Source organism: Caballeronia udeis, assembly GCF_001544555.2.
GTDB classification, from domain to species: Bacteria; Pseudomonadota; Gammaproteobacteria; order Burkholderiales; family Burkholderiaceae; genus Caballeronia; species Caballeronia udeis.
In genome coordinates this window covers 1-15,817 of the sequence record NZ_FCOK02000024.1, presented here as the reverse complement: position 1 = coordinate 15,817, position 15,817 = coordinate 1, and the positions used below count along the sequence as shown (strand labels likewise).

General features: G+C 63.4%; 9 protein-coding genes. 7 read left to right on the top strand and 2 right to left on the bottom strand.

Annotated elements, in window-relative coordinates:
- Positions 1-303: 303 nt before the first annotated feature.
- The 7 genes from bcsD (at position 304) to AWB69_RS18320 (ending at position 13,598) form a co-directional block, all read left to right on the top strand.
- Positions 304-759 (top strand): cellulose biosynthesis protein BcsD, encoded by a 456-nt coding sequence (bcsD, locus tag AWB69_RS18350; protein WP_062087248.1) that lies wholly within the window; start codon positions 304-306, stop codon positions 757-759.
- Between the two features lie 195 nt (positions 760-954).
- Entirely contained in the window at positions 955-1,887 is a 933-nt protein-coding gene (gene bcsP, locus AWB69_RS18345; protein ID WP_062087246.1) for a cellulose biosynthesis protein BcsP, read from the top strand.
- Positions 1,884-2,672, top strand: coding sequence for a cellulose biosynthesis protein BcsQ (bcsQ, locus tag AWB69_RS18340; protein WP_062087244.1), 789 nt, complete (start codon positions 1,884-1,886; stop codon positions 2,670-2,672). Before bcsP ends, bcsQ begins: the two co-directional genes overlap by 4 nt.
- Positions 2,669-4,879, top strand: coding sequence for a UDP-forming cellulose synthase catalytic subunit (gene bcsA, locus AWB69_RS18335; RefSeq protein WP_062087242.1), 2,211 nt, complete (start codon positions 2,669-2,671; stop codon positions 4,877-4,879). Before bcsQ ends, bcsA begins: the two co-directional genes overlap by 4 nt.
- Position 4,880: 1 nt before the next feature.
- Positions 4,881-7,463, top strand: coding sequence for a cellulose biosynthesis cyclic di-GMP-binding regulatory protein BcsB (gene bcsB / locus AWB69_RS18330; protein ID WP_062087240.1), 2,583 nt, complete (start codon positions 4,881-4,883; stop codon positions 7,461-7,463).
- Position 7,464: 1 nt separating this feature from the next.
- A complete protein-coding gene (gene bcsZ, locus AWB69_RS18325) occupies positions 7,465-8,673 on the top strand; it encodes a cellulose synthase complex periplasmic endoglucanase BcsZ (RefSeq protein WP_062087238.1) in 1,209 nt (402 codons plus the stop codon).
- Positions 8,667-13,598, top strand: coding sequence for a cellulose synthase subunit BcsC-related outer membrane protein (locus AWB69_RS18320; protein ID WP_062087236.1), 4,932 nt, complete (start codon positions 8,667-8,669; stop codon positions 13,596-13,598). Before bcsZ ends, AWB69_RS18320 begins: the two co-directional genes overlap by 7 nt.
- Positions 13,599-13,743: 145 nt before the next feature.
- On the opposite strand, the gene AWB69_RS18315 is transcribed toward AWB69_RS18320, so the two are convergent.
- The gene (locus tag AWB69_RS18315) at positions 13,744-14,496 is read right to left on the bottom strand and encodes an SDR family oxidoreductase (RefSeq protein ID WP_062087234.1); all 753 of its coding nucleotides are present in this window, start codon (positions 14,494-14,496) and stop codon (positions 13,744-13,746) included.
- Between the two features lie 61 nt (positions 14,497-14,557).
- On the bottom strand, positions 14,558-15,424 hold the full coding sequence (locus tag AWB69_RS18310) for an NmrA family NAD(P)-binding protein (protein WP_062087232.1): 867 nt from the start codon (positions 15,422-15,424) through the stop codon (positions 14,558-14,560).
- Between the last annotated feature and the right edge of the window lie 393 nt (positions 15,425-15,817).

Sequence of the window (15,817 nt, the reverse complement as noted above, 5' to 3'; positions counted from 1 at the left end):
TGTGACGCAAGATTAAACTGACAAATGATTTAGGTGATTAAACGTTTGCGTCAATTGTCTGGATGCTGCATAAGCTGGACATAACGGATTTTTTGCCCTCTGTTTGCGGCTTTAACCACACAACTATTTGCTAACGTGAGTTATGTGGCAAAAACAAATCGCCTTGAAGTAGACTCCCGGCTTACAAGGTAAGCCGTATCGTTATTACCGTCCTTCGCATGAAGGCGCAGTGTAATTACTACTGGTTAAACCAGCATCGTTATTTTCGCGTTCATTCAGCTGAAAGCTTTCCTCCCTGACAACATGGCCATGACCCTCGACTATCTGCTGGACAGGCAAATTTCCTCGCAATGGCGAGGTGTACTGGTTGCCCTGGCGGAAGAATTCGATACCCAGATTGGCCGCGACGAACTGCGTCAGTTAATGCAACGGGTAGGACGCCGTTTTGCAGCAGCTCATCCGCTGCCGCCCTGCAGCACCACGCCCGAACTCGGCGCCGCGTTGAACGCGATCTGGAATGACGTCGACTGGGGATTTGTCGAGGTAGGCGACGAGCAGGACTATCTGCGCATCGTTCATTGCTGTCCGCCCTTGCTCGCGTTCGGCGCAAACGCACTTCCGTGGAGTCCGGCGTTTCTCGAAGGCGCCTATCAGGAGTGGTTAAGCGCACTCGGCGCGCAAGGTCTGTCGGTGGTACAGGCGGGCGAGTTCGACGAAAGCGCTGCAATCGAATTCAGGCTGGGCCGCTATAGCAACTGAGGCAACTGAGGCACGGCTTTACTCCATGCAGTACGGGTCCGTCACAGGAGCAGGCAGACAACCAGGTAGTCAATCAGGCATTGCCCGCAACAGCGCTCACCAGGCTCACCAAGCTCACGAGCGCGCAAGACGTCACTGGCCAGTGATCGTCGAGGCAAGGCCCAAAGCACAACCGAGAGTACGAGGACGCAGCACATGAACCCTTCGCGCGATATTGAGAAGCTGTTCGACAAATTTGGCGGCGACGCCGGCAACTACCAGGAAATCGGCCGCGAAAACGAAGCGATTCATGCTCGCACGCGCTGGCCGTTGCTCGCGACCCTTGACCTCTCGCAACCATCGATCCCGAACATCGCGCCTCGCCGCGATGCGCACCTGCCCCACACGCACGATCGCTCCGGCGAGCATCGCAACGCGCCGAACAGCCTGACGCAGCCATCGGGCGCGGCGCCGCTCAACCGCGGCAAACCACCGCTTTTTGCACGCGCTCACCGGAAGACGGTTCCGCCAGTCGCCAACGTGACATTGCCGGCTACGCCGGTTGGCGCGGAGCGCTTTTCGGCGCTGGTCGAAGCGGTTGAGGAAACATCGAACGCGGTGGAAACCGAAGCGGTGCCGCCAGCCGCCGTAAAACCGCCGCAGCAGGCACGACTGCCGCAGCCGCTGTTTCGGCCTTTCCACACGCAACAGGAGCAACTTCCGCAGCAAGCGCAACCGCAACCGCAAGCACAACCGCAACCGCGCACGCAACCGCTCGCCACGCCTGCGCCTGCGAGCGCGCCGACGCCGACGGGTTTCGCGGCGGCCCTGCAACGCTCGAAAACTGCTGCGAAACCGTTGTCGTTGCCACGCGTGCCGGCATCCCAAGCGGCACCTGCACCAGCACCAGCGCCTGAACCAAAAAGCCAGTCGATCCTCGGCAAGCTGTTCCGTCCGCAAGTGCCGGCTCAGGCTGCGCCGCAACCCAGCGCGCCGCCGGATTCGCTGGAGTTCATGTTCCAGCGCCTGCGTGAACCTGTCGCGCCAACGCCGGCGCCGGCAATGGCGCGGGCACCCCTCAACCCGCCGCCGAGCGCACCGGTCCCGGGCGCAGGTTCGTGGCTCGCCAAGCACAACTCATCGACATGAAAGTCATCACCGTCGTCTCTGCCAAGGGCGGTGTCGGTAAAACCACGCTCGCGGCAAACCTGGCCTCGGTGCTCGCCGCACGCGGGCGGCGCGTCATCGCGCTCGACCTTGATCCACAGAACGCCCTGCGCCTGCATTTCGGCATTCCGCTCGACAGCATCGACGGACTGTCGCGCGCCACCCTCGCCGGCGACCCGTGGCAAACCGTGATGTTCGACGGCGTCGACGGCGTCACTGTCCTGCCCTACGGCGCGGTGGTCGAAGACGATCGCCGCCGCTTCGAATCGCACATCGACCGCGACCCGCAGTGGCTCGTGCAAATGCTGGACACGCTGGGACTCGACGCCGCGGATATCGTGATAGTCGATACCCCGCCGGGTTCCTCCGTCTATACGCGCACGGCGCTGTGCGCGTCGAATTTCGCGTTGAACGTCGTGCTGGCCGACGCCGCTTCATACGCCGCCATTCCGCAGATGGAACGCATGATCGAGGCCTACGCCGCCCCGCGGGCGAACTTCGTGGGCACGGGCTATGTGGTCAATCAGGTAGACCAGTCGCGGCAGTTGACGAAGGACGTGCTCAAGGTGCTGCGCAACCTGCTCCGCGAGAAGCTGTTCCCGGGTGTCATCCACCTGGATGAAGGCGTGAGCGAATCGCTCGCGTGCGACACCACGCTGATTCATTACGACCCGTTGAGCCAGGCCGCTGCCGATCTGCGCACATGCGGCGAATGGCTCACCAGCGCGGTCGACTCCAAGCAGCTCTCGCCGAGGAGCGTCGCATGAGCAAGCCACGCGCACGACCATTGTCCGAGGCCGACGAAATAGCGTCGCGGATGGAAAATTTCGTCGATTCGAGGATCTGGAACAGCCGGATCTTCACGACGCTCCTCACGCTCTTCGCCCTCTCGACGATGTATTTCGTCTGGACGGTGCCGCTCGAGTTCACCCAGCAACTTATATTCGCGTGCTGCTGTTTCGCTTTCGCACTCGCGTTCCGGCGCCTGCGCGGCCAGTACGCGACGCTGGTGATGATCATGCTGTCTGTGGCGGTCACCGGCCGCTACATGTACTGGCGGCTGACCGAGACAACCGTCTGGGACCGTCCGCTCGACGCCGCCTGGGGTTTGCTGCTGGTCTCGGCCGAGGTCTACTCGGCCATCGTGCTGATGCTCGGTTATTTCCAGACCGCCTGGCCGCTGCAGAGAAAGCCGCTGCCCCTGCCGGAAAACCGCGATGAATGGCCGACCGTCGACGTCTTCATCCCGACTTACAACGAGCCGCTCGGCGTGGTCAAGCCGACCATTTACGCGGCGCTTGCCATCGACTACCCGGCGGACAAGATCTCGATCCATGTACTCGATGACGGCCGCCGTCCCGAGTTCAAGGCGTTCTGCGAAGAGGTCGGCGTCACCTGGACCATCCGCACGCACAACCGGCATGCGAAGGCCGGCAATATCAACGAAGCGTTGAAGATCACGAAGGGCGAGTTCCTCGCCATCTTCGATTGCGATCACATTCCCACACGCTCGTTCCTGCAGATCGGCCTTGGCTGGTTCCTGCGCGACAAGAAGCTGTCGATGCTGCAAACGCCGCACCACTTCTTCTCGCCCGATCCGTTCGAACGCAACCTGGGCACCTTCCGCAAGGTGCCCAACGAAGGCGAGCTGTTCTATGGGCTTGTGCAGGACGGCAACGACCTCTGGAACGCCACCTTCTTCTGCGGCTCGTGCGCGCTGCTGCGCCGTACGATGGTGGAAGAGATTGGCGGTATCGCGGTGGAGACGGTGACGGAAGACGCGCATACAGCGCTCAAGCTGCACCGGCTTGGATACACCACCGCGTATCTCGCGATCCCGCAGGCAGCGGGCCTCGCCACCGAGAGCCTGTCCGGCCACATCGGCCAGCGGATTCGCTGGGCGCGCGGCATGACGCAGATTTTCCGGATCGACAACCCGCTCACCGGACGGGGCCTGAAGCTTGGTCAGCGGCTGTGTTACCTGAACGGGATGATGCACTTCTTCTACGGCATCCCGCGCCTCGTGTTCCTCACCGCGCCGCTGTCATACCTGTTTTTTGGCGCGCATGTGATCCACGCGGCGGCCGGCACGATCGCCATCTTCGCACTGCCGCACATGATGCATGCGAGCATCACGAACTCGCGCATGCAGCGCTCGTTCCGGCATTCGTTCTGGGCTGAAGTGTATGAGTCCGTGCTGGCGTCGTACATCACCGCGCCTACCCTGCTCGCGCTGATCAACCCGAAGCTCGGCAAGTTCAACGTAACCGCGAAGGGCGGCCAGATTGCGAAGGATTACTTCGACTACGCCATCTCGCGACCGTACCTGATCCTGCTGGTGCTGAACCTGCTCGGGTTTATCGCGGGGCTCGTGAATATCTACCTGCATTGGGATGTCAGCAGCGAAGTGAACACGGTCTTGCTGAACCTCGCGTGGACCACCTACAACATGCTGATCCTCGGCGCGAGCGTAGCGGCCGCAAGCGAACGCCGGCAAGTGCGCACGACGCATCGGGTGGAAATGAAGATGCCCGTGATGCTCAAGTTCTCGACCGGCCGCACCCTCGCCTGCGAGACCATGGACTACTCGGAAGGCGGCGTCGGCGTGAAGCTGCCCGGCGACCTGGAAGTGCCGCTGCACGAAAAAGTCACCGTCTCGCTATTTCGCGGCGACGAGGAATATGCGTTTCCGGCGACCGTCGGCTTTACCGCTGCCGGGCGCGTCGGGCTGCGCTTTTCCGCCCTCACGCGCGAGCAGGAATTCGAGTTCGTCAAGACCACCTTCGCCCGTGCGGACGCCTGGACCCAATGGTCGGAAGGCCGTACCCCGGACGCGCCGTTGCGCGGCTTGGGGCATGTGCTGGTGGTGGGCATGGGCGGCATCGGCGCGTTGTTCGAGCATCTTTTCACCGACGCGAAGAACTGGCTGACCACCCGTTCACCCGACGTTAAAAAACTGAAGACCAAAGACTGACATGGGTAAGGGAATTTCGATGCTGCGCCCGGGCTATGAACAAGGCGAACCGGACACGACGGCTTTTACCCCGTTCAGCTCCCGCCCCGTTCCCCGTGCCCTGATGCGCAGCCTCGCTTGCTGGCTTGCATTGCAAACAGCACTGGCGGTGCCGCTGGCGTCGCTGGCAAGCGCCGCGGCGGCCAGCACCTCGACCAATACGACCAATACGGCCAGTGCGTCCGGGAACGGGGTCGCGACCGGCGTGGGTGCCGTGCCGCCCCCCGGTCCCGCCACGCCGTTCAACCGGGCAACCATCGAGCAAGCGCAGCTCGCCATGCCGGTGCCGGCGTTCGCGCAGGCGGCCTCGGGCGCCTTGGGAACGTCGCCCGTGCCGGCCGTACGCACACTCACCCCCAAGACGCCGACCACGGCCGAGCCGGGCACGCTGGTGCAGGGCGGGCGCCGCCAGACGCTCACGTTCTCCGACCTCGGCGCGCTCGATCCGCTGCAACTGCGTGGCACGGACGGCCAGAACGGCGTGCCGTTCTCGGTACGCAACGACGAAGTCGTGACCGGCGCGGTGCTGCACCTGATCTACAGTTACTCGCCTTCGCTGCTGCCGTCGATCTCGCAGCTCAAGGTGCTGGTCAACGGCGAAGTCGCCGCCACGCTGCCGGTGCCGCGCGAGCAGGCCGGCATCCTGGTCGCGCGCGACATCTCCATCGACCCGCGCTTCATCACGGAATTCAATCACCTGAACGTGCAGTTGATCGGCCACTACACGCAGCAATGCGAGGACCCGTCGAACTCCACGCTCTGGGCGACCGTCAGCAACGCGAGCTCGCTCGACCTCACGTATGCGTCGCTTCAAAGCAAGCCGGACCTGGCTGCGTTGCCCGCCCCTTTCTTCGATCGCCGCGACGTTCGCCGCCTCGAGCTGCCGTTCGTGTTCGCGGACAAACCAAGCGCCGCCGCACTCGAAGCAGCGGGCACGGTGGCGTCGTGGTTCGGATCGCTTAGCGGGTATCGAGGCGCCCTGTTTCCGGCGCAAATCGACAACGTGCCGCTGTCCGGCAACGCCGTGGTGTTCGCCACCAGCGACCAGCACCCGGCCGGCGTGAAGATCCCCGACATATCCGGTCCGACGATCGCCGTGGTGGATCGCACGGATGATCACGATACGCCGCTGCGCGGCCGCTTGCTGCTCGTGATGGGCCGCAACGACGCTGAACTGAAGACCGCCGCAAAGGCGCTCGGCATTGGCCAGAAGACCTTGTCCGGCGCGACCGCGACGATCACGCAACTGAACGACTTCGCCCCGCGCAAACCGTACGACGCGCCGAACTGGCTGCCGACCGACCGGCCGGTGCGTTTCGGTGAACTGGCGGAAGCGCGCGACCTGTCGGTGACGGGTTATAACGCCGACGCCGTGCGCGTGAACATGCGCGTGCCGCCCGACCTCTTCATGTGGCAAACGAAGGGCGTGCCGATCGATCTGGGTTATCGCTATACGGTGCGTCCCACGCTCGACCGGTCCACGCTGAACATCAACGTGAACGACGGTTTCGTTCAGTCGCTGCGGATTCCCGCTGTCGCCACGTCGACCTTCGATCTCGGCCGCTACTTCAACCAGGTGCTGCCCGACAAGACGGCCGCTGCACGCCATGAGGTCTACGTGCCGCCGCTGCTGCTCACGCCGCGCTCGCAGTTGCGCCTGCACTTCTACTACGACTACCCGAAGACCGGCGAATGCCAGGGCCGCGTGCTGGATAACGTGGTGGGTTCCATCGACCCGAACTCGACTATCGACTTGTCGGGCTTCCCGCACTACATGGCGCTGCCCGACCTTGCAGCCTTTGCGAATGGCGGTTTCCCGTTCACGCGCATGGCCGACCTGTCCGAGACGGCGGTCATCATGCCGAACGACGCCAACTCCGCCGACTTCAGCCTGTACCTGCTGGAGATGGGACGGATGGGGGCATCGACGGGATATCCGGTGACCGGCGTGACCGTCGCCCAGGCCGATCAGATCGACAATCTCGCCGATAAAGACCTGCTGATCCTGGGCTCCCCCGGCCGCCAGCCTCTGCTGCAACGCTGGGCGAAACAGATGCCCTTCTCGGGCGACGGCGAGTCGCGCAACTTCGAACTCTCCGACGTGGCGTTCAAGGTGGTCGACTGGTGGCACGGCGCGCATGGTGTGGAGCGCCTGCCGGCGCGCGCCGACCTGTCGCTCGTCAGCTCCAGCGGCGACGCGCTCATCACCGGCTTCGAGTCGCCGCTGAAAAGCAATCGCAGCGCGGTGGCGCTGATCAGCGCGGCGGGACAGTCCGACGCCGACCTGTCCGCAGCCCTGCTCGACAACGACGTGCTGCCCGAGATCCAGGGCGCCATGGCGGTGATTCACGGACGCGACGTGACGGTGACATCGAATGGCCAGGCGTATTACGTCGGCTATCTGTCACCGTTCGAATACATGCGCTGGGCGTTGTCGTCGCACCCGCTCTTGCTGGTGCTGGGCGGCTTGCTCGCGGCCGTCATTATCGCGGCACTGTTCTACCGTACGCTGCGCGCCATCGCTGCGCGCCGTTTGAGGGATTGATATGCAGGCTGGTTTCAGACGTGGATCGAAGACTGCAATTCTTGCGCTGGCGCTGACCGGCATGGGGACCACGTTCAGCGCTCATGCGTCGTCAGCGGCCACGGCGGCCGCCCAATGTACCGACTGGATCGCTTACCGGACTTTCACCGCGCGCTTTGTGCAGGCCGACGGCCGCGTGATCGATTACTCCACGCCGACGCAGCAGACAACCTCCGAAGGCCAGTCTTACGCCATGTTCTTCGCGCTGGTCGCAAACGACCGCGCGACCTTTGACCGGCTGCTCGCCTGGACCCGCACGAACCTCGCGGCAAACCAGTTCGAGCCGGGCAACGTCCGGTTGCCTTCATGGCAATGGGGCAGGAAACCGGACGGTTCGTTCGGCGTGCTCGATCCCAATTCCGCCTCCGACTCCGATCTGTGGATCGCCTACGACCTGCTGCAAGCCGGCCGCCTCTGGAACGAGAAAACCTACACGCAACTGGGCATGGCGCTGGCCGCTCAGATCGTGCGCCAGGAAGTGACGAACCTCGCGGGCCTGGGGCCCATGCTGCTGCCCGGGCCGCAGGGCTTCAAGACCGGTGACGTGACGCGCCTGAATCCGAGCTACTCGCCGCTGCCGGTGTTGCGCGGCCTTGCTCGCGAGATGCCGGACGGCCCGTGGAACCAGCTTGCCGAGAACAGCTACAAGCTCGTGACAACTACCGCGCCGCGCGGTTTTTCGCCGGACTGGGCGGCGTACAAGTCGGGGCAGTTCGTCGTGGATCCGCAGACCACTGACACCGGCAGCTACGACGCCATTCGCGTGTATCTGTGGGCCGGGTTGACGTCCAGCGCCGACCCGCTCGGCAAACCGTGGCTTGCGGCGCTCGGCGGCATGCGCCAGGCCGTCGCGCAAAACGGTTATCCGCCGGAACGCGTGAATGTGTCCACCGGGGTCACGAGCGGCGAAGGCCCGCTCAGTTATTGGGCCGCGCTTGCACCGTACTTCAAGACGCTCGGCGACGACCGCGGCCTGGGCCTTGCCCGCACGCATCTCGCGGTGCTCGACGCACCCGTGGCAACCTCTTCGGGCGCCGCGCCACCAAGTTCCAACCGTGAACCGGTTTATTACGACCGGGTGCTGGGCTTGTTCGGCGCCGGATTTATAGAAGGCCGATACCGTTTCGACGAAGCCGGCCGACTCGTGCCGAGCTGGAGAAGCGCATGTTGAAACGGCCCCTGTTCCCCCTGAAACCGCACGCCGGCGCGCGGGCAATTGCGCTGAGCCTCGCGGCGGGCTGTGTCGCCAACGTGCCGTTGACCGCGTTCGCGCAAGCCGCCGGCAGCGCGGCCACCGCGGCGGCCGGCACGGGCGTCGGCGCCAATTCTCCGATGACCGTGCTGATCGATCAGGGCCGCTATTGGCAGGCGCATCGCCGGGGTGATCTGGCCGAGCAGGCGTGGCAAAAGGTGCTGCGCATCGACCCGAAGCAGCCCGACGCGCTCTATGGCATGGGCATGATCCTCGCGGACCGCAAGGACGGCAGCGGTGCGCAGCAGTATCTGCAGCGCCTGCGGGAAGCCGCGCCGCAGTATCCGGATATCGATGAACTCGGCCGGCGGCTGGGCGAAACCAGCCCGCGCGACCAGACCGTGAACGACGCCCGGCGGCTCGCGCAAAGCGGGCAGAACGCGTCAGCGGTTCAGGAATATCAACGTGCGATTGACGGCAAGCCCGCCACGCCCGAACTCACGCTCGAGTATTACCAGGCGCTCGCCGCCACGCCGCAAGGCTGGGATCAGGCGCGTCAGGGCCTGACGCAGCTCGCGCGCCAGAACCCCAACGACCCGCGCTACGCGCTGGCGCTCGCGCAGCACCTGACTTACCGCGACACCACGCGCCGCGACGGCATCGCGCGTCTTGCGCAGTTGAGCACCGACAGCACGGTCGGCGAGCAGGCGAAGAAGAGCTGGCGCCAGGCACTCCTGTGGCTCGGTGCACGTGCGTCCGACGCCCCGCTCTATCAGGCTTATTTGCAAGCATCGCCGGACGATCCCGCGGTCAAGGCGCGTTTCGATTCGATGGTGCAGCAGGACAAGCAGGCTCGCGATCGCGCGCAAGAGAATGCGGCTGTCGATGCCCGCGGCCGCGCAGTCGCCGATGGCTTCGCGGCGCTGGATCGTGGCGATATCGTCACGGCGCGCGCCCGTTTTTCGGCGGTGCTGGCGAACAGCCCGAACGACGGCGATGCGCTCGGCGGCATGGGTATCGCCGCGTTGAAGCAGGAAAAATTCGACGAAGCGCGCACGTATCTGGAGCGGGCATCGCGTGCCGGCAATCCGGCTCGGTGGAAGGATGCGCTCACCAGCGCGACCTACTGGAGTTATACGAGCGCGGGTATTGGCGCGCGCAGCAATGGCGAGATCGAGAAAGCGAAGTCGATGTTCGAGCGCGCGATCGCGCTGAATCCATCGGACACCACCGCGCAGACCATGCTTGGTGAAACGCTGCTCAACAGCGGTGACCCGCGCGGCGCCGAACAGGCGTACCGCATGGCGCTGCGCCGTCAGGCCGACAACCCCGACGCGATCCGCGGACTGGTCGGAGCACTGGCCGCGCAAGGCCGCGGCGACGAAGCGCTCAGCTTCGCGAACCAGTTGAACGCGGAGCAGCAAGCGAAGGCCGGCGGCATCAACAAGCTGCGCGGCGAAGCGCAGGCGGCGCAGGCGCGCGCGGCGGAAGCGCGTGGCGACCTGGGCACCGCGCGCAGCCTCTTCGAAGATGCGCTGCTGAACAATCCCGACGATGTCTGGATGCGCCTCGACCTCGCCCGCATTTATGTGCGTCAAGGTGCGGTCGGCAATGCGCGCAGCATGATGGACGGCTTGCTCGCCACACACCCCGACATGACCGATGCGCTTTATGCAAGCGCACTGCTCTCGGCCGAAACGCAGGACTGGGCGACGGGGTTATCGCAGCTGGAACGCATCCCGGTCAACCAGCGCACCACCGCCATGACCGTGCTGCAGCACCGTTTGTGGGTTCACACCCAGGCAGAGCTCGCGAACCGGATGTCGCGCGCCGGGCAGACGCAACAAGCCGAAGCGGTCTTGCAGGCCGCTACGCCGACCGCCCAGGGCAGCCCGGAACTGATCGGCGTGCTGGCTTCGTCGTATCTGCAGGCGGGCGACACCATGCGCGCGTTGTCTCTGGTGCGCGGCGCAATGGCCGCCGCCCCCGACGACACCGGCCTGCTGCTGCAATACGCAGGTATCCTGACTGCCGTTCCCGTCGCTGCGGGACAAACCAATCCGCAGCAGGAAGCCGAGCTGAGCTCGGTCATGCGGCGGCTGGCCGCTTCGCAGCTCACGCCGCAGCAACGCATCGACTTCAATAACCTGAACATCGGCATTGTGGTGAAACAGGCCGATACCGTGCGCCAGCGCGGGGACCTGGCCAGCGCCTACGATGTGATCGCGCCCTGGCTTGCCGCCATGCCCGACAACCCCGATCTGCAAGGCGCGCTGGCCCGTTTGTACACCTCCGCCGGCGATGACCGCAGCGCGCTCGCGAGTTATCGGGCTGCACTGGCACGACGGCCTGACGACATCGACTTGCAGGTTGCGGCGATTGGCGCGGCGTCCGGTGCAAAGGAATTTTCGTTTGCCGAAGCAACGGCGAACCAGGCGCTGCGGGCGGCGCCGGAGGACCCCCGTGTGCTCGCCGCGACCGGCCGGATGTATCACGCCGAGGGCAAGCTCTCGCTGGCATCGCGTTATTTGCAGCAGGCGTTGATCGCGGCGAATACGCCCGTGCGTCAAACAGCGCCCGACACTAGCCAGGGTGCGCAACCCACTGTTCCGCGTGGCTGGGAATCCGCGATGCAGCGCATCGGGTCGATGCCGCTTCCCGGCACCAACCCGTTTGAAGGCAAGACCGCCGTGGATACGTCGGCGGGCGCATCGGGCGCGCCAACCGGTCCGCTGAGCGGACTGTTCTCGCGCTCGACCACGCCAATGCCCGGACTGCCCCCTTATCCCCAGTCTTCTTCACCGACGCAGAACGTGCCAAACTATTTGCCTCCGCCTCAACCCGCACCTTATTCGACACCGTATGTTGCACCCTATTCGACGCCGGGCAATGTTGCTCGCCCGGTAGCGACAGGCGGTGGATATGGTCCCGATACCTACGGTTCAAGTCAGTCTGGTGGTCCGCCCGCGGCGCCGCTGCAGCCTTATCCGGGGCAGGCGCCGGCGCAAGACGCGGGGCAGTATCAAGGTCAATATCAGCCTCAGGGGCAGGCTCAATATCAGCCGCAGGCGTATCAGCAACCGTATCAGCCGCAATATCAGCAGGCTTATCCGGCGCAGAACCAGCAGCAATATCAGCAGCCGTACCAGCAGTCGTATCAGCAGCAACCATATCCGACTCAATATCAACAGGCTCAGCAGCCGTATAACCCGGCGGTCAGTTCGCCTTGGCCCATGTCGCCCGCTGCGCGCGAGGCGCAAGCGAACGCCCAGCAGCCGCAATCCCGTACGTATTCCAGCGCGCCGGCAGCGAAGTCGAAACATACGTCAACACGCAAGCAGGCCACGGCGCGTAATTCCCGCCAAGCCGATCAAACCGACTACACGCAGCAACCCTACCCGCAGCAACAACAGCAGTACGCACAACAGGGTTACGGGTATCCGCAGCAGCAGCAACAACAACAACAACAACAACAACAACAGCAACCGTACGTGAACCAAGGCTACGGGCAGCCCTACATTCCGCAACCGCCCGCCGGTTACGGACAAGCCTACGCGCCTGCTCAACCGGCACAGGCGTACTCCGGCATGGCGGGCAACAATCCGACGACCGTGGCAAATGCACAAACGCTGGGCGTCGCCGATGAACTCGCGCAAATCAACCGCGCCCAGTCGAGCACGGTGTCGGGCGGCATCATCTTTCGCCAACGCACGGGTGAAGACGGGCTGTCGAACCTGACGGATATCGAAGCGCCGGTTCAGGGCCGCATCGCTGCGGGGAACGGGCATATTGTCGTGACGGCAACGCCGGTCACGCTGGATGCGGGTACGGCCGGGAACGACCCGAACACGCTGGCGCGGTTTGGGGCGAGCGTGGCCGGCGGGCTCACGGGCCAGAACAATTCGGGTGACCAGACGGCAAGCGGCGTTGGGTTATCCGTGGGCTATGAAACCGACAGCATCAAGGCCGACGTCGGCAGAACGCCGTTTGGTTTCCGCGAGGCTAACTGGGTTGGTGGCGCTGAGTACAACGGCGGCATAACCGATAAAGTTTCGTACTCACTCGCCGTTGCGCGCCGCGCAGTCACGGACAGCTTGCTGTCCTATGCGGGCACGCAGGATTCGAGCCTGAATAACTTGAACGCGGCCGCGATCGCAGCCTTGAGCAAGTCCCCCCTCAACTCCACGATCGCCACCGAATTGAGTCAACAAGGAACCCTGACCTGGGGCGGCGTCACGTCGAACGGAGGCCGCGCCTCGCTCGGCTGGGACGACGGCATGAGCGGCGCCTACGTCAACGCGTCGTACGAGTACTTCGAAGGTCAGAACGTCGCGAGCAATACGGCGGTCAAGGGCGGCGGCGGGGTCTACACCCGCCTGTTCACGGACGCAAACCAGACGCTCACCGTGGGCGTGAATACGACTCTGATGCACTACAACAAGAACCTGTCGTACTTCACGTATGGTCAGGGGGGATATTTCAGTCCGCAGCAATATGTCATCTTGAACATTCCGGTTGAGTACAAGGGCCGCAACGGCGCGTTCACATACGACGTGAAGGGGTCGATCGGTGTTCAGCATTACCGTCAGGATGCGTCGAACTATTTCCCGAACGATCCTACTGCCCAGCAAGTGGTCGCTCTTCTGACGGCAACACCGTACACCACGAGCGGCGTGTATCCGGCTACGAGCAAGACGGGCGTCGCGTACTCGTTCAACGCAAGCGCCGAATACCAGCTCGCGCCGCAACTTTTCGTGGGCGGATCGGCGTCGCTTGGCAACGCGTACCAGTATCGCGAATACATGGCCGGCGTCTACGTGCGGTACAGCTTCACGAAGCAATTGGGCGCAGTGTCGTATCCGCCGACTACGTTGACGTCCCCATATCTGCCGGTCACGAATTGACGAGTGTGATTGAAGCGGGGACTCGGACGCAGACCGCCCGAGCCCCCTTTATTGCCGCGGCAAGTTAATCGCCAAATGACTGAGATAACGGGGCATTGAACCTCTCTTATCTTCATGGTTTCGCCCCTGTCACCGCGACGCTTGCCTAAACCAGCACTGCCCCTCCGTCCACCACATGCGTCTGTCCTGTCGCGAATCCGCTTTCCATCAGGAACAGATACGCCGCCGCAACATCGCGCGCCTCGCCCACTCGTCCGACCGGAAGATGCTTGCCGGCTTGTTCGTACATTGCTTGCCGGTCCTCTTCGGACATGTTCTGCCATAGGTTCGTTGCGAGCATTCCTGGAGACACTGCGTTCACGCGCAACGGCGCCAGTTCGACGGCAAGCGTGCGCGTGAGCGCTTCCATCGCGCCGCACACACTCGCGCCGAACGCCCAGCCGCTGCGCGGACGCAATGCCGCGATACCCGTTGTCAGCACGATCGAACCGCCTGCCGCGATATGCGGCGCGCCGTATTTGACCGCGGCGAGCGCACCCCAATAGCGGATATCGAAGGCTCGTCTTGCCAGCGATAAATCCGTCGATGCAATCTCACCAAGCCGCAGTGAATCGCCCGCGGTGAACACCAGATGATTGAAGCTGCCAGCCGCGTTGAAAAACGCTTCTATGGCATGTTCATCGGTGAGATCGAGCGCGTGGCCCTCGGCATTCGATCCGAGCGCCGTGACCGCAGCCTCGACACGTCCCGCATGACTCGAAGCAATCACAACGCGTGCACCTTCCGCCAGCGCATACTCCGCCACCGCGTAGCCGATACCCGATGAACCGCCGAGCACGATCACTTTCTTGCCATCGAGGCGGCCTTTAGGAGCCGTGTTTTCTTTCGCTTCAGTCATGGGTTGTACTCCTGAATAAAGGTGAATTCCTCAATAAAAATCCTTGCAAATCGATGCCCTTCTACGAAGCTTTTTCAATCAGTGATTGCAACACTGTATCGAGCGGCACACGGCCTTTGCGCACTTCGTTTTCAGCGCCTTCGAAGCAGATCCACTCTTCGTTGAAGCCATCGATCATCTGCATGCGCGGCGTCGGGTTTTTCATCCCTTGCGAGCGAAACAACTCTTCCCACGTGTCACGCGGTACGGTTGTCATGCTGACGTCGCGGCCGAGCAGGCGAGCAAAGCTCTCGGCGATCATGTTGGGAGAAATACGCTGCGGCCCTTCCAGTTCGACGATACGGCGACCCGTCCACGATTCGCGCAACAGGTCCGCTGCAACGCGGCCAATATCCGCGGTCGCGACCATCGGCACGGGTTTATCGAGCGGCTGCAAGAAGCTGGGAACGATGCCGGAATCGCGCGCGGGCTCCACATCCCACGCCGCGTTTTCGATGAACCATGCGGCGCGCAGGAAAGCCACGGGCATTGGCAGCGTGCCCAGTTCCTGCTCGAGGATTTGTAACTGGTTCAGCAGATTCGGCTGCGTGGCTTGTGCGCCGATGGTGGACAGCACGACCACCCTGGACGGTTTGGCCGCCGCGAGTGCAGCCCGCAACGTGGCGATAGTCTTGCGCGCTTCGGGAAAGCCCGGCGTGGGGTCGAATGTCGGCGGAAGCAAAACAAACACGCCTTCCACACCTTCGAATGCGTGCTGCAATGCCTGTTGGTCGTTGACGTCGGCGAGTGCGACCTCGCAGCCCTGCTTCGCCCAAACCTCGCCCTTCGCTGCGTCGCGAACGACGGCGCGGACATCGTGGCCAGCGGCCAGCAACAAACGCGCAACAACGCCCCCAACCTGCCCTGTGATTCCGGTCACTGCATACATGGTTTTCTCTCCAGAAAATTAGGCAGCAAGCGCTGCGTTGGAGAGGATTGTGTGAGACGGGACCCCGTTTGACGATAGCCCCGATGTCATTTCATTCATGACATGAGAGCATTGATCGTGGGTTCGGCAATGATATGCGGGTAGCGCCGAATGGTAGTCACGGGACGGACTACGCGGCCCCAAGCGCGGATTCGAGCCGGGCTTACGCGCGGGGCGCTTACAACAAACTAAAAAGCCGTTCCCGCATAAGCTGGAACGGCCTCTCTGTCCTGAACGACCGGCATGACAATCTTCACGCCAGCATCCACCAGTAATTTTACTGCCTCACGCCTTCGGCTTGAATATGCAGCGTCGTTTTCATCTTGAAGCCATACGCCTTGCCGTAGTCCACGC